Genomic DNA, 21,790 nt, shown 5'->3' with positions numbered 1-21,790 from the left:
CAGATCAGACCTCCATTCGGATCATGGTAGACACCGTTCCGCGAAGTGACTGCGACCAGCGAAGGTTGATCACGTCATTGCCTGCACCTTGCTCAAGTTGGACATAAGGCGTGTCATGCACGATTTGCCCAAAACTATTCCTCAGCGGCCCCAGGACTGTGACCGCATCACACCCACGTGCTTTTCCCCCAAATGGTAAACGCCCTTGAGCCCAAACTCCCCACACTTGCGAGTTTGAGTTCTGCGAAAACCGCAAACGCAAAGGATTTTCGACCTTGGCCGTAACACCGTGAAACGTGTTGTCCCTGACACTTACGTTCAGATGCCTAAAGTGGTTCAGTCCCGCAAAAGTCGTGTCCACGCGTTCAGCACGATCAATAGTCCCGTTGACCGACCGGAATTTGTTCCCAGCAATGACAACCCCATTCAGAAAGTGGCCAGGACCATGCGGGCGGATCACGATATTGCTGAACCACGGCGCAACCTCGTTGCAGTAAAAGATATTGTCAGTGATGGTCATGGCACTGAACGAAAACCCGGCCGTGTAAGTCGGGTTCGCATCCCTCTCGTTCGTCCATTGCACAAAACAGTTGTCGACGTAGTTCTCGGAAATGGTCGAGCTGTTATATGTGCCAATCATGACAAGCCCTGCGCTGCGCACGCCTTGGGCAATACTGTCCCCTTGGAAGAAATGGTTACCAAGCACCAGGTTGTTCGTCCCCGCCAGAACAGCGAAACTTTGGAACCTGACAGCTCGGTTGTGCTGCAATTTGACGTCATTGGCCGTCGCATTCAAGGCAATGGACCTGCGGTCCGGCACATTGAACGACTCCTCGCTCGACAGGAACTGACAATTATCAATCAGCATTCCCTGACATCCCGTTCCAATCGAGGTGATGCCCCGGTCCTTCGGACGGCTTATGAAACAGTTGGCCACCGCAAAGGTACTCCCGGACGGAGCAAGCCGGATCGCGCTACAGCGACCGTTGCACTGAAACTCAATCTCCTCCATGCCGAACTTGCGCAGAGTGCCAAAGCCGATGAAATCCAAAAGATACTTGAACGAATAAAACGTGAAATTTTGGGTGCCAGCGGCGTCAAAAATGGGGGCGTTCAACCTAATTTCACCCGCGCCCACGTTTTTGGACCGGACATATATTTCGCGACCAACGCCGTTTCCCTGACCCAACGCACCAACTGGTATATTGGCCACATTGGCGACATTGGTCAGGCGAGTCGGGTCCGAAGGGTTATAGGTGGCGACCGAAGTGAAAGTTTCGGTATCCCAAGCCGAATTGCTTTTCACATCAAACTGGCCGTTTCGGATGACGCGGCGCGTGGAAAAACCACTCTGTCGGTTTGGAACCGCCGCAGCCATATCTATCGGACCGTTGACCGAAATTTTGCGCCCACCCATGTCTAGCGATTCATGATCCGAATTGTTCAGCAACGCCTGAAACGCTTTTTTAAAGGCCAGCTCTTCGTCCCCAAAAGCCGTGATGTAGGCGGGCAGATCAAAGTTTTTCGTCAGTAGCAACATCTTGTCGTCAGGCATTGTGACAGTGCCTTCAAACTCGATTTCAGAAGCGATGGTCGTGTTTTGCGTCAGCGCATATGTCCCTTCTGACACGAAAACACGACGCCCGGCCGCCGCCTGATCAGCAGCCACAAATGCAGCCGTATCATCTGCGACGCCATCACCAATCGCACCGAAGTCACGCACATCCACAAGGCTGATCATATCGCGTAGGAAAACACTTGTGACATCGGTGATCTCGATATCATCAACGCGAACAACGGCACCGTTTGACCCGACCAAGTCCAATCCGAAGTGGCCGTACAGCGCTGCGACGCCCCACGGCATATCAACACCGTTGCGCTGACCCGTGCCAACAATCGCGGTGATTTCCTGAACCCTGCCATATCCCGAAAGCTGGGTTGCGGGGCCTTGTTCGATCACTCCTGTCACATGCGAGTCACCTGCACCCCCTGCCCATGCGGCGATCCGAACTTCGGGCAAGGGACCGCTGATCGCTTTCACCCTCACTTTGATCTGAAGATAACACCCCGGCTGCAAAGGTGTCTGACCCATGTACCGCAGCTTTTGCGTGGCGCTGACCTTCAGGATTTCGAGACAGCCGCCAAAATCCGCATCCGCAGGAACGAACGCGCCAGTGCCCGATCCGTCATAAGTGGGCGACCCCGGCGTGCCGTCTCCGCTGGACCAGACGTTCAAACCATTTGCGAAAGCAGGCGGCATGAACACGATGCCGTCGGTGATTGCCTTGTTCATAGAAATCCCTTTCCCAATCGCGCCACAGCCAAAAGCTACGCGCATTAACCCAGTGACCCGGGGAATGCCCCGAACGCATAAGTCTGAGTAAGGAAAAGGAATTAACCGACGCTCATGCCAGCGCACGTTGGTGTTGCATCAGGCCGACGGATCGCCGTTACCCAGAAGCTGCACGCCATTGATCTTCCAGCCGTTTTCACGCTGCACCATCTGATAGTCCAGAATATGCACCCGGCCGTCGACGTCGGTGATCATCACCTTCTGCCACAGCAGCCCTGAGATTTCGCGCAGTTCCAGGAACCGCACATCCGACGGACGCCAAACCATCGGATAGCCGCGCTTGACCATCACGCCGAAATTCTCGGGTGTTTGAAACAGACGTTGGATGTTGGGGCTGGCAAAGGTGAAAGCGGTAGCGAAATCATCCGCCTGAAACGCCTGTATCTGGGCGGCGATATTGGCCTCGATCTCGGCATTCTGGGCAAACGCACCCGTAGCCAGACCGGCACTCAGGGACAAAGCAAGCAATAGTCGACGCATGGGGCTACCTCCTAAACCAAGGGTAGCCCCACACGGCATCAGGTCAAATCAGACCAGTTCTCCGGCCAGAGCCTTGTCGATCAGAGCGATGGTTTCAGGCACACCATAAAGCGCGATGAACCCGCCAAAGCGCGGGCCTTGCGACGCACCCAGCAGCACTTCGTAGAGCGCCGTGAACCAGCCGCGCATCGGGTCAAACCGCTCGCGCCCGATGGAATAGACCACCGATTGCAGCGCCTCATCCTCAATCGGGCCGTCATAAGCCTCAAGCGCAGCTTTCAACGCCTCCAGCGCCTCGCGTTCCTGATCCGTCGGCGCGCGATGCTGTCTGGTGGGTTTGACAAAATCGTTGAAGTAGCGCACCGCAAAACCCGCCGCCTGATCCAGATCGGGATGCGTTTCTGCGGTCGCCTCGGGCGCGTAGCGGCGGATAAAGCCCCACAGTGCTTCTTTGTCCTCGGCACCAGATACCGAGGCTAGGTTCAGCAACATCGCAAACGGCACCATAAGCGTCGACTCAGGCACGTCACCGCCATGGATATGCCAGACCGGGTTGTTCAGCTGCGCCTTCAATTCTTGCCCCGGATAGGCACGCAATTGCTGGTGATACTCATCCACCGCCTTGGGAATGACGTCGAAATACAGACGCTTGGCCGTCTTGGGCTTTTGGTACATGAAATACGACAGGCTTTCGGGTGCAGCATAGGTCAGCCACTCTTCCATCGACAAGCCGTTGCCCTTGGATTTCGAGATCTTCTGCCCCTGCTCATCATTGAACAGCTCATAGCTGAGCGACTCAGGCGGCTGTTTGCCCAGCGCCCGGCAGATTTTCGACGACTGCGTGACCGAGTCGATAAGGTCTTTGCCGGACATCTCATAGTCAACGCCCAGCGCGGCCCAACGCATGGCCCAGTCGGGCTTCCACTGCATCTTGACGTTGCCGCCCGTGACCGGGATTTCGACCTTTTCGCCATCGGGCTCCTGATAAACAATCGTGCCCTTGGCCACGTTACGCTCCAGCGTCGGCACTTGCAGCACGTGGCCGGTTTTTGGGCTGATCGGTAAGAAACATGAATAGGTCTCGCGCCGCTCGGGCCCGAGGGTCGGAAGCATGATTTCTTGTATCTTGTCGAACCGCTCCAAAGCGGTCAGCAGAGCCTCATCAAACTTGCCGCTGGTGTAATAATCAGCGGCCGAGGCAAATTCATACTCGAACCCAAAACTATCCAGAAAATCGCACAGCATCGCGTTGTTGTGCTGCGCGAACCCTTCATGCGTGCCAAACGGGTCGCGCACTTTGGTGAGCGGCAGATGCAGGTCTTCTTTCAGTTCGTCCTGCATCGGCACATTGGTCGGAACCTTGCGAAAGCCGTCCATATCATCTGAGAAACAGATCAGCTTGGTCGGGATATCGCTGATCTGTTCAAACGCATGCCGAACCATCGAGGTCCGCGCGACCTCGCCAAAGGTACCGATATGCGGCAGGCCCGACGGGCCATAGCCGGTCTGGAACAGCACATACCCCTTTTCAGGCGCACCCTTCTGATAGCGTTTGAGGACCCGGCGCGCCTCTTCGAAAGGCCAAGCCTTGGACGACATCGCGGTTTCACGCAGTTCAGACATTTTTTAGGTGCTCCATCGGGAAATACAGCGCCGGACGCCCCATGCAACCCGACCGGCCCCTCCTATTGTGCCGGTGCAGCATGAGTCAATAAAGCGCGCTGTTTTTCTGAACGGAAACCCTGACTGCGGCTTACTCGGCTGCCGTTACTTTCGGTGGAAACTTATTGGGCAACAGACCCAAACGCTGTGCCTTATGCACATCAGCCAGTAGATCCCGATCAGCGGCGGCAAACAGCTCTTCGGGGTGGCCCAGTACAAAATACCCCATCTGGTGCATGTCGATCCGATAAGGCGTGCGCAAGATTGTCAGGATATCGAACGGGTCCCGGTCAGGAATGTCGCTTTCCACAGCATAGACCAGTTCCGTGGGCGAGGACGCCAACCCCGAGCCCAGCGCCTTGATCTGCCCGTCCTGTCGGCGCAATCCGAATTCAATCGAAAACCAATAGAGACGTATCAGCCACGCATAGTCCTTGTCCCCCGCCTGCACCCCGGCCTTGCCGATCGCATGGCTGAAAGCCGCAAAACGCGGGTCGCTCAGTAGGGGCGTGTGGCCGAAGATTTCGTGAAAGATGTCGGGTTCTTCAATATAGTCAAAATCCTCGCGCGACCGGATGAACGAGGCTGCAGGAAAAACTCGATCCGCCAGCATACCAAAGAAGGTCTTGAAACCGATCAGCGCAGGTACCGGCTGCACCCGCCACCGGGTCAGGTCCAGAAGGCGCTCGGATATATCCGCACAGGACGGAACGCGGGTCTTGGGCATCTCCAACCGCTTCAACCCGTCCAGATATTCACGCGCCATGTAGCGCTGCACGTTTTCCTGCTGCGCTGCATAAAGGTCCGCCCAAACCGCATCCTCTTCGGTGGTATAAGCAATATGGCCGCGCGCGTTGGCCTGTTTGGCCACGTATTTGGTGGATTTGGGCATGGAACGTCCTCCTTGATAGAATTTTAGCCCATACTCGTGGTAAAATTGACCTCATGGCGTGAGTAATTGCTAGATTTTTGACCGAAACATTTCGATAATTCTTAAATTATGACTCAAATCCTTCAGCCTGCCGACATCGCCATTCTACAAGAGCTTCAGTCAGACGGACGTCTGTCCATGCAGGATCTCGCCGACCGGACTGGGCTGTCGGCCTCGCAATGTTGGCGGCGCGTGAGGGACCTTGAGGCCACAGGCGTCCTCGCAGGATATGCCGCGCGCGTGCCCGCAAAATCGGTGGGGCTGAATGCGATCGCTTACGTTCACATCGCCCTGAAAGACCACCAAGAAGACAGCATCGCGTCCTTCCTGCGCCTAGTCGAGACAGAAGCCCAGATCGTCGAATGCGCATCGATTACCGGAGATCACGACTTCATCCTGAAAGTCTATGCGCGTACTCCCGAAGACCTTGAACACTTCATTATGCAGCGCTTACTGAAGTCCGGTCTCGTCCGAGATACCCGCAGCAATTTCGTGTTACGTCAGACGAAAACGCGCGGACCTCTGCCCATCCTGTGACGCTTTGGCCGCCGAAATGCGTTGAACCCGATCCCGGTCCCTCCTATCGTGCGCCCTCAGAACAGCTCTATCAGGACCCCGCCATGACCGATCAAGTGCCTCACCCGATGTCACCGCAGGATTGCCTTGTTGCGATCATGGTGGCGATTTCAGCGTCGGACGAAACCATTCGCACGGCTGAACTGGTCAAAATCGAAGGCGCGGTGAACATGTTGCCGGTTTTTGCAGAATACGATGCCGACCGCACCCGTCGTGTATCGCAAATCGTGTTCGACCTGTTCGAGCAAGAGGACGGGTTAGACGCATTGTTCGGCCTGATCCGCGAAAACCTGCCCGCGCGGTTGAACGAAACAGCCTATGCACTGGCCTGCGACGTGGCAGCCGCTGATGGGTCGCTTGCGGAAACCGAGCTGCGTTTGTTGGAAGAAATCCGGTACGAGTTGAATATCGACCGCTTGCATGCTGCAGCGATAGAGCGTGGCGCGCGTGCGCGCCACACGACTTAACTGCCGCTTAGGGTTCCCCATCTTGCAATGAGGGCGCGCTGCAATCTGCGCGACCGGCTATTCCAACTTCGTGCGCCTGACGGGCGTTCGCGTTGAGAGCGTGGTATTTTTGCGCGATGATCAACATCGGCGGTAAAGATGGCGAAAGCCAGCTCAGACCCGTCGGGCGTCGTAATAAATCCACCCAGGCCGGACACGAAATTCAACGTCCCGGTTTTGGCGTCCACCTTGATTGGGTGGTTCTTGACTGGCCGGCCCTGACTGTCAGTTAGATTAAACCGTTTCAGCAATGGACGCAGCGCGCCAGATTTTTGCGCCGCGACCAGCATCTTGACCAGAGCGCTCGGGGCAATGCGCGACGCATCCCCCAATCCCGAGTGATCCACCATTGCGACGCCATCAACCCCATAAGTCTCGGCGGCCCAAAGGTTCATCTCATCCGCCGAATCCGTCAGACTCTGCAATTCCGCGCCACGCGCTCTTGATGCCGTCATACCCACCATTTCGGCAGTGATATTGGTCGAGTATTTGAGCATTCCGCGCAAAATGCTGTCCAGCTGATCGCTGTTATGCACAACCAAAGCAAGACCGACTGGCGCTTGGCGCGTCACTTGCACCCGATCCAAGACAATCCCGTTGGACCGGGCAAGCGTCCGAAACACATCTCCCGCATAAAGGGCGGGTTTGCGCACCGGTAGCCATCGCGCTCCGCCGTTGCCAAGGGCAGCGCGCGCAACAGTCCAGCGATCCTGCCGGGCACTGGCTTCATAGGTGTAGATCGGGGCCTTGCGGGCTTCGACCCACATCGTCGCCATGTCCACCGCGGGCTTATACCGCGCGCTGCGCGCATCCATGGTCACATCGTAGTTGGTTCCGGCCCGTTTCCATTCAAAATGAACACGGTTGAAGTTTAGAGATATCCCGCTGATGGCAGGGCTGTAACCCAAATGGTCAGGTTGCCCCGGATCAATGCTGAACACGTAAGGCAACGCCCCATCATACACTTTGAATGCACCCCGAACTTCGGTGATCCCAACCTCGCGCAGATTGGCTGCCATAGTTGCCAACGCATCTGTATCCAACAATGGGTCGCCGCCACCCACAAGGATCAGGTCGCCATTCAAAACGCCATTTTCAATGGTGCCATCCGCAACCAGCTTTGTCTCAAAGCGGAATTCCGGGCCCAGAACATCCAACGCGTAAAGCGCGGTCAGTGCTTTTGCCACGCTCGCTGGCGGCAAGCCGAGATCTCCTCCGACCGCTTCCAACTCGACCCCGGTCTGCGCATCGGCAACGGCAAAAGCAACCTCACCGCGCAAACCCGCAGCTTGTATCAGACGTTCCGCCCCTAGCGGTTGCGCGCCCCGGAGTTGCGGCCTAAGGGAAACCAGCGGTGCATTCGCCAGGGCAACACCCGGAGCCATCGCTGCCCCAAGGCCAGCCAAAACAAAACGACGTGTGAAACGATCAGCCATAGCCAATTAAAATCCTACAGATCGCGGGCGAACAACCGGTCAAAAGGATTATGCTCCGGTGGGGGCTATTCCGGCAACACCCCATTCGCCGTGATGCCGCGATTGCGAAGTTCAGTTGAACTCACATCAAGCATTGGGACATTGACAAAACACCACGCCGGGGCCTGCGCCCGCCCCAGAAGATGCCGCGCCTGCCCGTCTATGCGATACGTCGCATAGACCTTGGCCGCCGGAGACATTCGCGCTGAAATACGATCACCTGGGCGGGCGACAACACCGACAGGCACGTTATCCATGATGGTTCGCCAATCTTTCCAGAGGTGGAACTGGGCAAGATTGTCAGCCCCCATGATCCATACGAACCGTACCTGCGGATAAAATCGCTGCAATGCCGCCAAAGTATCTGCGGTCGCCCGGGTCCCCGTCACCGCTTCGATATCCGTGACCTCGACACGCGGATGTTGCATCACGTTCTGCGCGGCCCGGACACGCTCCGCCAATGGCCCTGGCCCGCGTGCTTTCAGGGGATTTCCTGGGGATACCAGCCACCATACCCGATCCAACCCAAATGCCTTCATAGCCTCTCGCGTGACATGAACATGTCCCTGATGCGGTGGATCAAAAGACCCCCCGAACAGACCGATTACCTGACCGGGCCTCGCGTATGGTATGGCAAAACGTTCCATCCTTTGCTGTTGTTCAGAACTGGGACGGCTTGTCAATCAACGGGCTGCACGACATCGCCCAGCTTGACCCGGCCGGGTTTGACGACTTCAGCACACCAGCCCCCATGGCCGCGCACGGCAGAATAGCCGCCTTTACCGAAAGCCTCCTCCATCCGGCTGCAGGGCGCGCAGATCACGGTAAAGCGCAAAATCGCTTCACCGACTTGCACCTCACGCCCCTTGAGAGCGGCCAGATTGATCCCTGAGACAACCAGATTGCGCCGCAAGATTTCAGGCGCAACCGGCCCCCGACCCAGATACGATCCAATCGCGACCAGATGCTCCTGCTGGATCAGGGTCACGGCACGCTTGCCCGCACGAGCGCGGTCGCCTTCAAAACCATCGGCGGAGATCAAAACAGTATCGACCGGTTGAACCTCGGCCCTGCGATCAGGTCGCAGAACAATCCATTCCAGCCGACCCGGCTTGGCCCATCCTGCAATCAGTGCCGCCAAATCCGCCATGCTTCCCCCTTTGCTACAATCGGACAACTACCGCCGCACATCCGAATGCAAAATTCACAAAACCACCAGCTTGCCCCGCCCGCCCCGCTTGGATATCAAGCGGATCAACCCAATTTCCCCGACCCAGAGGACGCGACATGGCCGCCTATCAATATGTCTACCACATGCAGGGTGTCTCAAAGACCTATCCCGGTGGCAAGAAGTGCTTTGAAAACATCCACCTCAGCTTTCTGCCCGGCGTGAAAATCGGTGTTGTCGGCGTCAACGGCGCGGGTAAATCGACCCTGATGAAGATCATGGCCGGTCTCGACAAGGATTTCACCGGCGAGGCATGGGCCGCCGAAGGTGCCAAGGTCGGCTACCTGCCTCAGGAACCGCAGCTGGATGAATCGCTGACCGTCCGCGAAAACGTTATGCTGGGCGTGGCCGAGAAGAAAGCGATCCTCGACCGTTACAACGATCTCGCCATGAACTACTCGGACGAAACAGCCGATGAGATGGCCAAGCTGCAGGACGAGATCGACAGCCAGAACCTCTGGGATCTCGACAGCCAGATCGACGTCTCGATGGAGGCGCTGCGCTGCCCGCCGGACGATGCCAACATCGCCAACCTCTCGGGCGGTGAGAAACGCCGCGTGGCGCTCTGCAAACTTCTGCTGGAAGCGCCCGACATGTTGCTGCTTGATGAGCCGACCAACCACCTGGACGCCGAGACCATCGCCTGGCTGCAACAGCACCTGATCGACTACAAGGGCACCATCCTGATCGTCACGCACGACCGGTATTTCCTGGATGACATCACCGGCTGGATTCTGGAACTCGACCGTGGCCGCGGCATTCCTTACGAGGGCAACTATTCTGCATGGCTGGAACAAAAAGCCAAACGGCTGGAGCAGGAAGCCCGCGAGGACAAGTCCAAACAGAAGACCCTGCAGCGCGAATTGGAATGGATGCGTCAGGGTCAAAAGGCCCGTCAGGCCAAGTCCAAAGCCCGGATCAACGCCTATAACGAGCTGGCCGAGCAGTCCGAACGCGAAAAGCTGACCCGTGCCCAGATCGTCATCCCCAATGGCCAGCGCCTTGGCGGCAAGGTGATCGAGGTTGAGGGTCTATCGAAACACATGGGCGACAAGCAACTGATCGAAGGGCTGGACTTTGCCCTGCCTCCCGGCGGCATCGTCGGCGTCATCGGTCCCAACGGCGCGGGTAAATCGACCCTATTCAAAATGCTCACCGGTCAGGAGCAGCCCGACAGCGGCACCATCACGCTGGGTGACACGGTCGAGCTGTCTTATGTCGACCAGTCCCGCGACGACCTTGCCGACAACGACACCGTGTGGGAGGCGATCACCGGCGGTGCCGAGATCATCCAGTTGGGCGACGCGCAGGTCAATTCCCGCGCCTATTGCTCGTCGTTTAACTTCAAGGGCGGTGACCAGCAGAAGAAGGTCTCATTGCTGTCAGGTGGTGAGCGCAACCGCGTCCACATGGCCCGCCTGCTGAAAGAGGGCGGCAACGTCTTGCTGCTCGACGAACCAACCAACGACCTTGACGTCGAAACCCTTCGCGCGCTGGAAGACGCGCTGGTCGATTTCGCCGGCTGCGCCGTTGTGATTTCGCACGACCGCTTTTTCCTCGACCGTATCTGCACGCATATTCTGGCGTTTGAGGGTGATGCCCATGTGGAGTGGTTCGAGGGCAACTTCGAGGACTACGAAGAGGATAAAAAGCGCCGTCTGGGACCGGACGCGCTAGAGCCCAAGCGGTTGAAGCATAAGAAGTTTGCCCGGTGAGAACCCGAATTTCCAAACGTATGTTCCAATCGCTGTTCTTGGCGATTGGACGCATTGCAAGGTTTGGAAAGACATCGGACCGTGACCATTGCGTCATAGTCGCAAGCAACGGTCGATCCGGAAGTACCGTGACTTATCTTGCCCTTAGCAAGGCACTTAGAAAAAGAAACCCTTCAGCTGTAGAACGCTCGGCCTTCGTTGCTCGTCTCAAGGACGCCGAATTCAAAGCGCCGTTCATCTACAAGACCCATGATTTTCCGCAGGCGTTGTTAGAGTGGCCGGCCAATACCAGAGTAGTCTTTTGCTTCGGTTCCACCAAAGATTCGGCCTTTTCCGTCTATTCGGCAAAAGAGCGGTATGGTGAAGATTGGATCCGACAGCATTTTTATCACCTTCATGCGACTGGCGAATATTGCGATCTGTTTCAGCGGGATATTCTGCAACAAGCCAAGCAGATAAAAGAATGGGCCGTATTTGAGGGCGTCCCCGTTTTATGCGTTCACTATGATGCGATATGGGATCATCAAAACGACATATCGGAATTTACCGGCCTGAAAATGAAGCTCCCGAAACGTGAACAGCGCGCGCCCAAAGAGATTCCGACTGAACTCAGGTCGGCGGCAAGCCAAGTCTACGATTCGATTGATGAAATTGTCGAAGAACTGCCAAGGTGTTTCATAGCATCACCCAAATACGCTGATATTGTCGCCAAGCTTCCGGTTTAGGTGCAAAGCGGAAGGCCAGCGCAAACCCGCTAACTCGGGCGATCGATGACGCCTTATGAACCGATTACGGTACACAAAGACGATCACCCTTGCCACATCCCTACACCAATGCCATATCCAAAGGGCTAACGTTTTTCTATTTCGACCTACTGTCTCCTTTTCCGGCGCTCAGTCATTCGATCCAGACTACGACGCCAGGCTGCCGCATCCCCGTGGGCAGCACCAAACAGGAGAATACGGATATGCCCGCAGGCACCGTTAAATGGTTCAACACCACCAAAGGCTACGGCTTTATCGCACCCGAAGATGGCGGCAAAGACATCTTCGTTCACATCTCGGCTGTCGAGCGTTCGGGCCTGACCGGTCTGGCCGACAACCAGAAAGTCACGTACGAGCTGCGCTCGGGTCGTGACGGCCGCGAAAGCGCCGACGACATTCAACTGGCATAAGCCATTGAAAGGGCAGCGGCTTTCCTCTGCCCTTTTTCTCAACGGGCCCGAATAGTGTGGCCCGTTGACGACATCACATTTCAGTTACTCTTCACCGCAGATTGACCGGATCGGATATCATTCCGACACTCTGTTCAAGATTTTGTTTTTCGAGTGAAGAGATACGATATGTTCACACGCCGAAGCTTCATGACAAGCGCCACCGCCCTAAGCCTTGTTCCGGGCGTTGCATCAGCAAAAACGAAGACTGCTGAATACGACCCGACGCCCCAGTACGTTCGGATCAAGAAAGAATTCCTGCCCGGCCAGCTTCTGGTCGTACCGAGGTCTTTCTACCTGTATTTCGTGACCGAACCGCGCAAGGCGATTCGCTATGGCTGCGGAGTCGGCAAAGCAGGGCTCGAGTTTACGGGAACAGCGACCATCGACGTCAAGAAAGAGTGGCCCACATGGCGCCCCACCAACGAGATGATCGAGCGCGAGCCGGTAACCTATGCCCGTTTCAAGGATAACGACTACGTCCAACCCGGCGGAGGGGACAACCCGCTTGGCGCGCGGGCGTTGTACCTGTTTCAGAACGGGGTCGACACGTATTTTCGCATTCACGGCACCACGCAGCCACAGACGATTGGCACCGCCGCATCAAACGGATGCATCCGGATGCTGAATTCTCATGTTGTCGATCTTTACGAACGTGTGCCGATCGGAACCGTGGTTACAGTCATTTGATCCATTCTATGGCTTACTCGGCAAGATCCAGAACGTAGGGCCCAAGGTCCTGAACGATTAACGCAACGCCTTCGGCATTGGGGTGGATGCCGTCAGGTTGCATTAATCGGCGCGCTGCATTCGGGTCTGCGTCAGATGTGAGACCCGTGAAGAAGCTAGGGGCATAGGCGGTGTCAAATTGCTGCGCAAGATCAGGGTACATCTGATCGAAGGCCGCCTTGTATTCAGCCCCGTAGTTGCCCGGGGCCTGCATGCCGACCAGCAAGACCTCAACACCCGCCTCCTGCGCGGTTTTCAGGATGGCTGTAAGATTGGCACGCGAAACGGCCGGATCGATTCCCCTCAATAGGTCATTTCCACCGAGTGCGACGATCAACCCGTCAACTTCGGGGGTCAGGGTCCAACCCACCCTTGCAGCACCGCCAGCGGTTGTGTCGCCTGAAACACCGGCGTTGATCAAGCGGATGTTAGCATTCTGACCATCAAGCCAACGGCCAAGTTGCGGTACAAACCCATCACGTTCTGGCAGGCCGTATCCTTGCGTCAGGGAATCTCCTAATGCCGCAATCACGACGGTTTCCGCTGTTGCCATGACGCCCCAGCAGGCAAAAAGCATCGTGATCAAAGCCTTGCGCAACATCATAACCGCTCCATATCAATCATCAACGCCCCCGCTTTGGATCGCCCTATGACTCTACCAGTTCTGTCCCTTGAACATGCCGCTTTATCGCTGGATGGCAATGCCGGTCGGGTGGATATCCTGCATGACATCACTCTTTCGGTTGCTCAGAATGAAACTCTGGGGCTGGTTGGGCCGTCCGGGTCTGGCAAGTCTTCGCTGCTGATGCTGATGGGTGGGTTGGAACGGGCAACCAGCGGCAAGATCAACGCACTCGGCCAGGATTTGGGTCGTATGGACGAAGATGCTCTGGCTCGGTTCCGTCGTAACACGATGGGCGTGGTGTTCCAGAACTTTCACCTGATCCCAACTATGACAGCATTGGAAAATGTAGCAACGCCGCTGGAGCTTGCCGGCCAGAAAGATGCATTCTCCCGTGCGCAAGCGGAATTGGATGCGGTCGGCCTTTCCCACCGGCACGAACATTACCCTGCACAGCTGTCGGGTGGCGAACAACAGCGCGTCGCACTTGCGCGCGCGGCTGCTCCTCGACCGAAAATATTGCTGGCGGATGAGCCAACTGGAAACCTTGATGAAACCAACAGCGCGGCAATCGTCGATCTTCTGTTTGACCTGAGGGACCGCCACGGCGCGACATTGGTCCTTGTAACCCACAGCCATAGCCTGGCCCGTAGGTGCGACCGTGTGATCCGCTTGCGTGATGGCAGGATTACCGAAGACACACGGCAAGAGGCCGCCGAATGAGCCTGCGCCTTGCGGGGCGGCTAGCGCGGCGCGAGTTGCGCGGCGGCTTGCGTGGTTTCCGCGTTTTCCTTGCCTGTCTGGCGCTTGGGGTGGCTGCCATCGCAGCTGTTGGCTCGGTCAGATACGCAATTCAGAACGGCCTGTCACAGGAAGGGGCCGCGTTGTTGGGCGGAGACGCACAGTTAGAGTTCACCTATCGCTTCGCGTCCGACGATGAGCGTGCTTGGATGGCACAGGCGGCCGAGGCAACCTCCGAAGTCGTCGATTTCCGGTCGATGGCCGTAACCGGGCAGGCAGAGACCGCGCAGCGCGCGCTGACGCAAGTAAAATCCGTGGACGATGCCTATCCTTTGGTGGGCGAAACCGTATTAGAGCCCACCATGACTCTGTCCCAAGCTCTTGAGGGCGATCAGGGTTTGCCCGGTGCGGTCATGGACCCGTCTTTAATGGACCGATTGAACCTGTCGGTGGGCCAAACTTTTGCTCTTGGCTCGCAAGACTTTGTGCTGACAGCTGCGCTTATCCACGAACCCGACGGAGCGGCAGACGGGTTCGGGCTGGGCCCACGCACACTGGTTCGCACCGAGGATTTGGGCAGTTCGGGGTTGTTGGCACCCGGAACACTGTTTTCAACCAAGTACCGGTTGGACTTGCCACGCGACACTGACCTTGCCCAGCTGGCCACGACCGCAGAAAAGACGTTCGACGGCACCGGAATGCGATGGACCGACGCCCGAAACGGGGCACCCGGCATCGCCGAGTTCGTAGATCGGCTCAGCGCGTTTCTGGTGCTGGTTGGCCTGTCCGGACTGGCGGTCGGAGGCATCGGCGTATCAGCCGCCGTACGGGCCTATTTGTCACAAAAAACGGAAACGATTGCGACGCTGCGCACACTGGGTGCGGATCGAGCAACAATTTTCCAAACCTATATGATCCAGATCGGGATCCTGTCTGGTATCGGGATCCTGCTGGGCCTTGTGCTGGGTGGTCTGACACCCGTGCTTCTTGCCCCATTGATCGAGGCGCGCCTGCCCGTACCCGCAGTGTTTTCTTTCTACCCCAAACCGCTGGCCGAGGCGGCACTTTATGGAGTGCTAACTGCGTTTTTGTTTACCCTTTGGCCATTGGCCCGCACTGAACAGGTCCGCGCGGCAACACTCTTCCGCGATGCCCTTTCATCGGCACACGTTTTTCCGCGCCCTGTATTCCTCATGGCGACGGTCATCGGGCTGGGATTGCTTGTTGCCTCTGCAGCTTGGTTCAGTGGATCGACCCGCCTGACGCTCTGGACTGCCGGAGGGTTGGTCGGCGCGCTGGCGCTGTTGGCCCTATCGGCATTTGCCATCCGCAAGCTGGCTCGTGTCAGCGCCCCCTGGGCACGCGGTAAACCCGCAATGCGATGGGCGCTGTCTGCCATTTCCGATCCAAGGGAAGGGGCAGCGTCGGTTGTTCTTTCGCTTGGTTTGGGGTTGTCTGTTTTGGCGGCAGTTGGCCAGATCGACGGCACACTTCGCAATGCGATCTCGGGAAATCTGCCGGATGTGGCACCGTCGTATTTTTTCGTAGACATCCAAAAAGACCAAATGCCCGGCTTTCTCGAACGTCTGGAAACCGACCCGGCTGTCAACCGCATCGAGAGTGCTCCGATGCTGCGCGGCATCATCACTCAGATCAACGGCAGCCCTGCGCGTGATGTGGCGGGTGATCACTGGGTTCTGGACGGCGACCGAGGCGTTACGTATTCAGCAACGCCACCAAGCAACGCGCGTGTCACCAAAGGGGACTGGTGGGACGAGGACTATGCAGGCCCCCCTCAGGTCAGTTTCGCCGCAGAAGAAGCCGAAGAGATGGGGCTTAACCTTGGCGACATGCTGACAGTCAACATCCTCGGGCGCGACATCACGGCAGAGCTGACATCCCTGCGCGAAGTCGACTTTTCCAATGCTGGCATGGGATTCATCATGTCGATAAACCCGTCCGCCTTGGCCGGAGCACCGCACAGTTTCATCGCGACAGTCTACGCCGAAGAACAGGCCGAAGGTCCGATACTGCGTGACCTTGCCGGGCAGTTTCCCAATATCACTGCCATTCGGGTGCGCGACGCAATTGACCGGGTGTCAGACCTACTGGCCGGTCTGGCCGCTGCGACGTCTTACGGTGCAGGCGTATCGCTGTTGACCGGGTTTCTGGTTTTGATCGGCGCCGCTGCAGCGGGCGAACCGGCCCGACGATATGAAGCCGCGATCCTGAAAACGCTGGGCGCTGACCGGCGTCGCATCCTGCTCAGCTTCACCATGCGCGCAGCTCTCTTGGGGGCAGCTGCCGGAAGCGTGGCACTGTTGACGGGTATTCTGGGCGGATGGGCCGTCGCCACCTATATTTTTGACACTCGTTTTGCGGTCATCTGGCCCTCGGCCATTGGCATTGTTCTGGCCGGGGTTCTGGTCACGCTGGGCGCAGGTCTGATCTTCGCTTTGCGCCCTCTCACAGTGAGACCGGCCCGCATTCTGCGCGCCAGTGACTGATCCTATCGCACGCAGGCCACGGGTTGCAGTATCTGCAACAGTTGGTCGTTGTCGCATACCAGCGCGTCCAGCGTGATGTCATCTAACGACGCATAAAACACTTCGGCAGCATCTTGCAGCGCCAACCGCAAACGGCACGCATCGGTCAATGGGCACGTGTTGTCTGCATCGGCAAAACACTCGGCCAGCGGCAGGTTCCCTTCGACATGGCGAAAGACCGACCCGATACGAATCTGGTCAGCGGGTCTGGCAAGCGTCATGCCCCCGTTTCGACCCCTTTGCGTGCTGAGATAGTCAAGCTGGCTCAGTTGATTAATCACCTGCGCCAAATGGTTTTCCGAGATGTTGCACACTTCGGCAATCTCGGATTTGGTTACAAGCCTGTCCTGATGCGCGGCACAATACATCAGCAGGCGCACCGCAATATTCGTCCGTTTGGTAATGCGCATGGTCGCCTCCCAAATTTCAAGATGCGACCTTATTGCATGTCCGGCAAAAAAGCGGTTTGACATACATCAATCGGCGCAAAGGACACAGCGGCACATGGCAGACCCTTACTTCTTTGGCTACGGAAGCCTGGTCAACCTTGCGACCCACGATTTTCCGGATGCCCGCCCTGCCCGCCTGAAGGGCTGGCGCCGCGCTTGGAGGCATACGGACCTTCGCCCGGTGGCATTTCTAACGGCCATCCCTGATCCGAATAGCGAAATCGAAGGCATGATCGCACATGTGCCTCGAAACGATTGGGCCGCTCTGGATGAACGAGAATGGGCCTATGACCGAGTACCCGCAACCCAAGCCGTGACACATCCCTTGACTCATGATGTGGAAATCGCTGTCTATGCAGTGCCTCATGGCCGTCACGCCAAACCGACCAATCGCCATCCCTTGCTGCTCAGCTATATCGACGTGGTTGTACAAGGCTATCTGCGGGCCTTTGGCGAAGCCGGGGCGGACCGCTTTTTTGCCACCACTGATGGATGGGATGCTCCGATCCTAAACGACCGCGCCGAACCTCGCTATCCGCGCCACCAGCAGTTGAAACCGAACGAGACCGAATTTGTGAATACCCGCCTGCAGCATCTTTCTGCAAAACTGGTCCACTCTTTGTAAAAAAGGCCGGGGACGCTTGCCCGGCCATTCTTTGGTAGAAAATACGTGCGCCGCAGAGCGCGTTTATCACCCGCGCGCGCGGATCACTTGCAGCAAGGGCAGCAAAGTCGCCATTTCCGGTCCGCGCTCCATCCCTGTCAGCGCTTTGCGCAACGGCATGAAAAGCCCCTTACCTTTGCGGCCCGTGGCCTCTTTGACGGCCTTGGTCCAGGCACCCCAGGTTTCACCGTCAAACGGGCCTTCTGGCAGCAGCGCAACAGCTTCGGCGATGAATGCACGATCCTCGTCAGCGATCAAAGGTTCGGCCCCGTCGCGGCACAGATCCCACCAGCCCTTCAGATCAGCCAGAGTCGTGATGTTCTCGCGCGCCATGGCCCAGAACGACTCGGCCAGCTCAGCCGGGACACCCGCATCGGCGACCGCATCGGCCACATCGGCCAGTGGCAACGATTGCAGGTGTTTTGCGGTCAGCGGAAACAGGTCCTGCACGTCGAATTTGGTCGGCGCCGCGCCAAAACGGCCAATGTCAAACCCGTCAATCAGCTCGGCCATGTCCGAACGCAATTCGACCGGATCAGAGGACCCTAGACGCGCCATCAAGCTCAGCAGAGCCATCGGCTGCACGCCCTGTTCGCGCAGATCGCGCAAGGCCAGCGTACCCAGACGTTTCGACAGCGCCTCACCCTGCGGGCCAGTCAGCAGCGAGTGGTGCGCAAAGCGCGGGCAGTCTCCGCCCAGCGCCTGAATGATCTGAATCTGCGTCGCGGTATTGGTCACATGGTCCGAACCGCGCACCACATCGGTCACGCCCATCTCGGTATCGTCGACCACAGACGCGATGGTATACAGAACCTGACCATCCCCTCGGATCAGCACCGGATCAGACACTGACGCCGCATCAATCGAGATGTCGCCGAGAATACCATCAGTCCACTCGATCCGCGCATGATCCAGCTTGAAACGCCACACACCATTGCCGCGTTCCGCGCGCAGGGCCTCTTTCTCGGCCGCCGACAGGTTCAGCGCGGCGCGGTCGTAGACCGGCGGCTTGCCCATGTTCAGCTGCTTCTTGCGTTTCAGGTCCAGCTCGGTCGGTGTCTCGAACGCCTCATAGAAACGACCCATCTCGCGCAGCTTGTCGGCTGCTTCGGCGTAGCGATCCAGACGGTCGGACTGACGCTCGACCCGGTCCCAATGCAAACCCAGCCACTCCAGATCCTGCTTGATCGCGTCGACATATTCTTCCTTCGACCGCTCGGGATCGGTGTCGTCGATGCGCAGGATGAACGTGCCGCCTGCCTTGCGAGCGATCAAATAGTTCATCAGCGCGGTGCGCAGGTTGCCCACATGGATGTAACCGGTGGGCGACGGGGCGAAACGGGTGGTTGTCATAGGTGTCTCCTGTTGGCGCGGCTCTTGTCACAGGATTGGCATTTTGTCCAGCACATGCAGGAAAACGGGGCGGCAGGAAACAAATCTGTCTTCAGATCCGGCGCGGATCGCAACATGAGCAAAAATTAACATGCTATGTTCGCTCACGCAGCCCATTTCACTGATGTGTGAACTGGCAAGTGGCCTTCACCGATCTAGGATTAGAACTGGTGCTCTGACAGGGAGAATGAGACATGACCATCAAACTGACACGCCGCGCAGCGCTCGGATCAGCCGCAGCATTGCCTTTTGCCGCCGCTGCAACCCCAGTGCTGGCAGCAACGAACGAAACCAAAGCGAACTCGACAATCGCCAAATCGTTTCAACTGGGCGATTTCACTGTCACCTCGCTTTTGGATGGCAGTTTGCCGCGTGACGGCGCCAAAGAGATTTTTGGCGGCGGTGCCTCGGACGAGGAATTTGCCAAGGTCTCGGCCGACAACTTCATCCCTGCCGACCAAGCACAATTCTTCTTTACCCCGACGCTGGTCAACACCCGATCCGAGCTGGTTCTGTTCGACACCGGCCTGGGTCAGGGGGGTATTCAGGCCGCTCTTGCAGATGCGGGGGTTACCGCTGATCAGATCGACGTCGTCGTACTTACCCATATGCATCCCGACCACATCGGTGGCATGACAACCAATGATGCCCCCACCTTTACCAACGCGCGTTTTGTGACCGCTTCGCCCGAATATGATTTCTGGGCAGCTCAGGATGCAGGGAACCGCGTCGGCGATCTCGTTGCCGCCAAGGTCACTCCGCAAGCTGAAAAGATGACATTCCTTGGCGATGGCGGAGAAGTCGCATCAGGCATCACAGCCGTCGCGGCGTATGGCCATACACCGGGCCACACTGTCTATCACCTTGAAAGCAACGGGCAGCGTCTGGTGCTGACTGCTGACCTCGCAAACCACTATGTCTGGTCTTTCGCGCATCCCGAATGGGAGGTTCGCTTTGACATGGACAAAGCTGCAGCCACAGCATCACGCCGTAAGGTTTTGGGTATGCTGGCCGCAGATAAAGTCCCGATGATCGGATTCCATATGCCGTTCCCTGCAGCAGGTTTTGTTGAAACACGCGGGGATGGTTTCCGCTTTGTCCCCGTCAGCTATCAGATGATGGGCTAACCCTTAATACCCTGGGTCCGGCCGCACGCGTGAGCCATCGGTAAAACGTGACAGACGAAACGCGGCCGGATCAACACATGGTGTTGTGTCCGCGACCAGATCCGCCATAAGGCGGCCCGCGCCGGGCGCTATGCCAAAGCCGTGGCCGGAGAAGCCCGTGGCGATGAACATACCCGGCATCGTATCCACACCCGAAATGACAGGTATGGCATCGGGTGTAACGTCGATCATCCCCGCCCAACTCTGAACCAGTTCACTTGCCTGTAAGGCCGGAATTGCTTTCTGCGCACTCGCCCAAGCGCGGCGAAGAACCTTGCCCGAAGGATCGGGGTCCAGAACGCGGGTATGCTCGAACGGCGTGACATCGGTAGGCAGCCACGATCTGTCCTCTTGTGCTTCGACCGCCCAACGTTTGGACCATCGGAACCGGAGTGATCGCCATTCCTGCCGAAATGCGGGCAGAAAACGCCGGGCCAATCGAAAGCTGTCAGGGACGATATCCACCGTATTCTCATGGCCAGATGCTATTGTGTACCCTCCGTCCGCACGTTTACGAATTGCGAAGTCGTCCGACCATAAAGCTGTCTCGGGACCTGCAACCGGAGAAGCCCGTAACACCGTGTTCAGCACTTTGAGCTGTGGCAAATCTATACCCGCGTTGCCTGCGAAAAGGCGGGACCAGGCACCTCCTGCCAATACCGCGGAATCACAGGCGACACGGCCGCGTTCAGTGAAAACCCCGGCAATGCGCCCATCCTGCACATCCACGCTGCGCACTGCACAGTTGGTCATGAGCACCGCACCCCTGTCGCGGGCTGCCTCGGCGATCGCAGGGGCTGCCCACTGCGGCTCGGCCCGCCCATCGCGAGGCATGTAAAGCGCGTAGTTCAATCCAGTTTTGTGGTCCGGCAACACAGCGTCCAGTTCAGTGCCAGACAGCAATTCTGCGCCTGTCTGCAATCCCTCAACATGCTGCGCCCACCGTTCGAGGTTTTGGGCCCCGCGGCGACCCGAAGCACCAAACAGAATTCCTGACCGGGTAAATCCGGTTTTGCGCCCGACACGGTCATCAAGCCCATCCCAGAGTTTCTGGGCCTCCAGCATCAAAGGAATTTCGCGAGGATCCCGCAAACCCAATCGCACCCAACCCCAATTGCGCGAGCTCTGCTCACCAGCTATGTGGCCTTTTTCGCAAAGTAGAACCCGTGCGCCCCGCTCGGACAGCTCCAAAGCGGTTACGGCACCAATAATTCCTCCTCCGATCACCACGACATCCACGGATTTCGGAAGGTTCAAATCTGGTTCCACGTGGGTGGGTTTCGGGCCGGGCATCTACCGCTCTTTTATCATTGCTCGGACCGCAATGAATGCCCGTCGCACA

General features: G+C 57.6%; 20 protein-coding genes and 1 pseudogene. 10 read left to right on the top strand and 11 right to left on the bottom strand.

Annotation, left to right across the window (positions count from 1 at the left end; genetic code table 11):
- Positions 1 to 4: 4 nt before the first annotated feature.
- The 4 genes and pseudogenes from AC2TAD_RS07670 to phhA form a co-directional block, all read right to left on the bottom strand.
- Positions 5 to 2,293, bottom strand: coding sequence for a glycosyl hydrolase family 28-related protein (locus tag AC2TAD_RS07670; protein ID WP_480866947.1), 2,289 nt, complete (start codon positions 2,291 to 2,293; stop codon positions 5 to 7).
- A gap of 138 nt (positions 2,294 to 2,431) precedes the next feature.
- Positions 2,432 to 2,833, bottom strand: coding sequence for a DUF4864 domain-containing protein (locus AC2TAD_RS07665; RefSeq protein WP_170751680.1), 402 nt, complete (start codon positions 2,831 to 2,833; stop codon positions 2,432 to 2,434).
- A gap of 48 nt (positions 2,834 to 2,881) precedes the next feature.
- Positions 2,882 to 4,456, bottom strand: coding sequence for a lysine--tRNA ligase (locus AC2TAD_RS07660; RefSeq protein WP_480866945.1), 1,575 nt, complete (start codon positions 4,454 to 4,456; stop codon positions 2,882 to 2,884).
- A 130-nt stretch (positions 4,457 to 4,586) separates the two neighbouring features.
- Positions 4,587 to 5,393: pseudogene (gene phhA, locus AC2TAD_RS07655) on the bottom strand (phenylalanine 4-monooxygenase); the annotation flags it as partial.
- 102 nt (positions 5,394 to 5,495) lie between these two features.
- Between phhA and AC2TAD_RS07650 the strand changes: the two are divergent.
- Both AC2TAD_RS07650 and AC2TAD_RS07645 read left to right on the top strand, forming a co-directional pair.
- Positions 5,496 to 5,963, top strand: a complete 468-nt coding sequence (locus AC2TAD_RS07650) for an Lrp/AsnC family transcriptional regulator (RefSeq protein WP_480866943.1) — start codon at positions 5,496 to 5,498, stop codon at positions 5,961 to 5,963.
- 83 nt (positions 5,964 to 6,046) lie between these two features.
- A complete protein-coding gene (locus AC2TAD_RS07645; protein ID WP_170353444.1) occupies positions 6,047 to 6,469 on the top strand; it encodes a tellurite resistance TerB family protein in 423 nt (140 codons plus the stop codon).
- Here the strand turns inward: AC2TAD_RS07645 and dacB are convergent.
- The 3 genes from dacB to AC2TAD_RS07630 form a co-directional block, all read right to left on the bottom strand.
- A complete protein-coding gene (gene dacB, locus AC2TAD_RS07640; RefSeq protein WP_170751688.1) occupies positions 6,466 to 7,944 on the bottom strand; it encodes a D-alanyl-D-alanine carboxypeptidase/D-alanyl-D-alanine endopeptidase in 1,479 nt (492 codons plus the stop codon). The genes AC2TAD_RS07645 and dacB overlap by 4 nt on opposite strands.
- A gap of 65 nt (positions 7,945 to 8,009) precedes the next feature.
- Positions 8,010 to 8,630, bottom strand: a complete 621-nt coding sequence (locus AC2TAD_RS07635) for a nicotinate-nucleotide adenylyltransferase (RefSeq protein ID WP_480866940.1) — start codon at positions 8,628 to 8,630, stop codon at positions 8,010 to 8,012.
- Between the two features lie 32 nt (positions 8,631 to 8,662).
- Positions 8,663 to 9,133, bottom strand: a complete 471-nt coding sequence (locus tag AC2TAD_RS07630) for an MOSC domain-containing protein (RefSeq protein ID WP_480866938.1) — start codon at positions 9,131 to 9,133, stop codon at positions 8,663 to 8,665.
- Positions 9,134 to 9,270: 137 nt separating this feature from the next.
- Here AC2TAD_RS07630 and ettA point away from each other — a divergent pair, with 137 nt between their 5' ends.
- From ettA to AC2TAD_RS07610, 4 genes are all read left to right on the top strand, one after another.
- Positions 9,271 to 10,926, top strand: a complete 1,656-nt coding sequence (gene ettA / locus AC2TAD_RS07625; RefSeq protein ID WP_209195269.1) for an energy-dependent translational throttle protein EttA — start codon at positions 9,271 to 9,273, stop codon at positions 10,924 to 10,926.
- A gap of 128 nt (positions 10,927 to 11,054) precedes the next feature.
- A complete protein-coding gene (locus AC2TAD_RS07620; protein ID WP_480866936.1) occupies positions 11,055 to 11,651 on the top strand; it encodes a hypothetical protein in 597 nt (198 codons plus the stop codon).
- 242 nt (positions 11,652 to 11,893) lie between these two features.
- The gene (locus tag AC2TAD_RS07615; protein ID WP_170350547.1) at positions 11,894 to 12,100 is read left to right on the top strand and encodes a cold-shock protein; all 207 of its coding nucleotides are present in this window, start codon (positions 11,894 to 11,896) and stop codon (positions 12,098 to 12,100) included.
- 168 nt (positions 12,101 to 12,268) lie between these two features.
- A complete protein-coding gene (locus AC2TAD_RS07610) occupies positions 12,269 to 12,829 on the top strand; it encodes a L,D-transpeptidase (RefSeq protein WP_170353450.1) in 561 nt (186 codons plus the stop codon).
- 13 nt (positions 12,830 to 12,842) lie between these two features.
- On the opposite strand, the gene AC2TAD_RS07605 is transcribed toward AC2TAD_RS07610, so the two are convergent.
- A complete protein-coding gene (locus AC2TAD_RS07605; protein WP_480867149.1) occupies positions 12,843 to 13,469 on the bottom strand; it encodes an arylesterase in 627 nt (208 codons plus the stop codon).
- Between the two features lie 48 nt (positions 13,470 to 13,517).
- On the opposite strand from AC2TAD_RS07605, the gene AC2TAD_RS07600 reads away from it, so the two are divergent.
- Both AC2TAD_RS07600 and AC2TAD_RS07595 read left to right on the top strand, forming a co-directional pair.
- Positions 13,518 to 14,213 (top strand): ABC transporter ATP-binding protein, encoded by a 696-nt coding sequence (locus AC2TAD_RS07600; RefSeq protein ID WP_480866934.1) that lies wholly within the window; start codon positions 13,518 to 13,520, stop codon positions 14,211 to 14,213.
- The gene (locus AC2TAD_RS07595; RefSeq protein WP_480866932.1) at positions 14,210 to 16,738 is read left to right on the top strand and encodes an ABC transporter permease; all 2,529 of its coding nucleotides are present in this window, start codon (positions 14,210 to 14,212) and stop codon (positions 16,736 to 16,738) included. The genes AC2TAD_RS07600 and AC2TAD_RS07595 overlap by 4 nt, the downstream gene beginning before the upstream one ends.
- Before the next feature lie 2 nt (positions 16,739 to 16,740).
- Here AC2TAD_RS07595 and AC2TAD_RS07590 read toward each other — a convergent pair whose 3' ends face one another.
- On the bottom strand, positions 16,741 to 17,187 hold the full coding sequence (locus AC2TAD_RS07590; protein WP_209195274.1) for an RrF2 family transcriptional regulator: 447 nt from the start codon (positions 17,185 to 17,187) through the stop codon (positions 16,741 to 16,743).
- A 94-nt stretch (positions 17,188 to 17,281) separates the two neighbouring features.
- Here AC2TAD_RS07590 and AC2TAD_RS07585 point away from each other — a divergent pair, with 94 nt between their 5' ends.
- Positions 17,282 to 17,851, top strand: a complete 570-nt coding sequence (locus tag AC2TAD_RS07585; protein WP_480866930.1) for a gamma-glutamylcyclotransferase family protein — start codon at positions 17,282 to 17,284, stop codon at positions 17,849 to 17,851.
- 66 nt (positions 17,852 to 17,917) lie between these two features.
- Here AC2TAD_RS07585 and gltX read toward each other — a convergent pair whose 3' ends face one another.
- On the bottom strand, positions 17,918 to 19,243 hold the full coding sequence (gene gltX / locus AC2TAD_RS07580) for a glutamate--tRNA ligase (RefSeq protein WP_480866928.1): 1,326 nt from the start codon (positions 19,241 to 19,243) through the stop codon (positions 17,918 to 17,920).
- A 233-nt stretch (positions 19,244 to 19,476) separates the two neighbouring features.
- On the opposite strand from gltX, the gene AC2TAD_RS07575 reads away from it, so the two are divergent.
- Entirely contained in the window at positions 19,477 to 20,409 is a 933-nt protein-coding gene (locus AC2TAD_RS07575; RefSeq protein ID WP_480866926.1) for an MBL fold metallo-hydrolase, read from the top strand.
- 3 nt (positions 20,410 to 20,412) lie between these two features.
- On the opposite strand, the gene AC2TAD_RS07570 is transcribed toward AC2TAD_RS07575, so the two are convergent.
- Positions 20,413 to 21,741, bottom strand: a complete 1,329-nt coding sequence (locus AC2TAD_RS07570) for an NAD(P)/FAD-dependent oxidoreductase (RefSeq protein ID WP_480866925.1) — start codon at positions 21,739 to 21,741, stop codon at positions 20,413 to 20,415.
- Between the last annotated feature and the right edge of the window lie 49 nt (positions 21,742 to 21,790).

This window comes from Ruegeria sp. HKCCD7628, assembly GCF_057221005.1.
The sequence above is the reverse complement of the archived record's forward strand: the minus strand, read 5'-3'. Positions and strand labels throughout refer to the sequence as shown.

Bases quoted from the DNA above. Each gene is read 5' to 3' on its own strand.
- AC2TAD_RS07605 (WP_480867149.1), bottom strand. From the start codon at position 13,469: ATGTTGCGCAAGGCTTTGATCACGATGCTTTTTGCCTGCTGGGGCGTC.
- AC2TAD_RS07630 (WP_480866938.1), bottom strand. From the start codon at position 9,133: ATGGCGGATTTGGCGGCACTGATTGCAGGATGGGCCAAGCCGGGTCGG.
- gltX (WP_480866928.1), bottom strand. From the start codon at position 19,243: ATGACAACCACCCGTTTCGCCCCGTCGCCCACCGGTTACATCCATGTG.
- AC2TAD_RS07650 (WP_480866943.1), top strand. From the start codon at position 5,496: ATGACTCAAATCCTTCAGCCTGCCGACATCGCCATTCTACAAGAGCTT.
- AC2TAD_RS07595 (WP_480866932.1), top strand. From the start codon at position 14,210: ATGAGCCTGCGCCTTGCGGGGCGGCTAGCGCGGCGCGAGTTGCGCGGC.
- AC2TAD_RS07665 (WP_170751680.1), bottom strand. From the start codon at position 2,833: ATGCGTCGACTATTGCTTGCTTTGTCCCTGAGTGCCGGTCTGGCTACG.
- AC2TAD_RS07575 (WP_480866926.1), top strand. From the start codon at position 19,477: ATGACCATCAAACTGACACGCCGCGCAGCGCTCGGATCAGCCGCAGCA.
- AC2TAD_RS07600 (WP_480866934.1), top strand. From the start codon at position 13,518: ATGACTCTACCAGTTCTGTCCCTTGAACATGCCGCTTTATCGCTGGAT.
- AC2TAD_RS07585 (WP_480866930.1), top strand. From the start codon at position 17,282: ATGGCAGACCCTTACTTCTTTGGCTACGGAAGCCTGGTCAACCTTGCG.
- AC2TAD_RS07660 (WP_480866945.1), bottom strand. From the start codon at position 4,456: ATGTCTGAACTGCGTGAAACCGCGATGTCGTCCAAGGCTTGGCCTTTC.
- AC2TAD_RS07615 (WP_170350547.1), top strand. From the start codon at position 11,894: ATGCCCGCAGGCACCGTTAAATGGTTCAACACCACCAAAGGCTACGGC.
- AC2TAD_RS07645 (WP_170353444.1), top strand. From the start codon at position 6,047: ATGACCGATCAAGTGCCTCACCCGATGTCACCGCAGGATTGCCTTGTT.
- AC2TAD_RS07590 (WP_209195274.1), bottom strand. From the start codon at position 17,187: ATGCGCATTACCAAACGGACGAATATTGCGGTGCGCCTGCTGATGTAT.
- AC2TAD_RS07610 (WP_170353450.1), top strand. From the start codon at position 12,269: ATGTTCACACGCCGAAGCTTCATGACAAGCGCCACCGCCCTAAGCCTT.
- dacB (WP_170751688.1), bottom strand. From the start codon at position 7,944: ATGGCTGATCGTTTCACACGTCGTTTTGTTTTGGCTGGCCTTGGGGCA.
- AC2TAD_RS07670 (WP_480866947.1), bottom strand. From the start codon at position 2,293: ATGAACAAGGCAATCACCGACGGCATCGTGTTCATGCCGCCTGCTTTC.
- ettA (WP_209195269.1), top strand. From the start codon at position 9,271: ATGGCCGCCTATCAATATGTCTACCACATGCAGGGTGTCTCAAAGACC.
- AC2TAD_RS07570 (WP_480866925.1), bottom strand. From the start codon at position 21,741: ATGCCCGGCCCGAAACCCACCCACGTGGAACCAGATTTGAACCTTCCG.
- AC2TAD_RS07635 (WP_480866940.1), bottom strand. From the start codon at position 8,630: ATGGAACGTTTTGCCATACCATACGCGAGGCCCGGTCAGGTAATCGGT.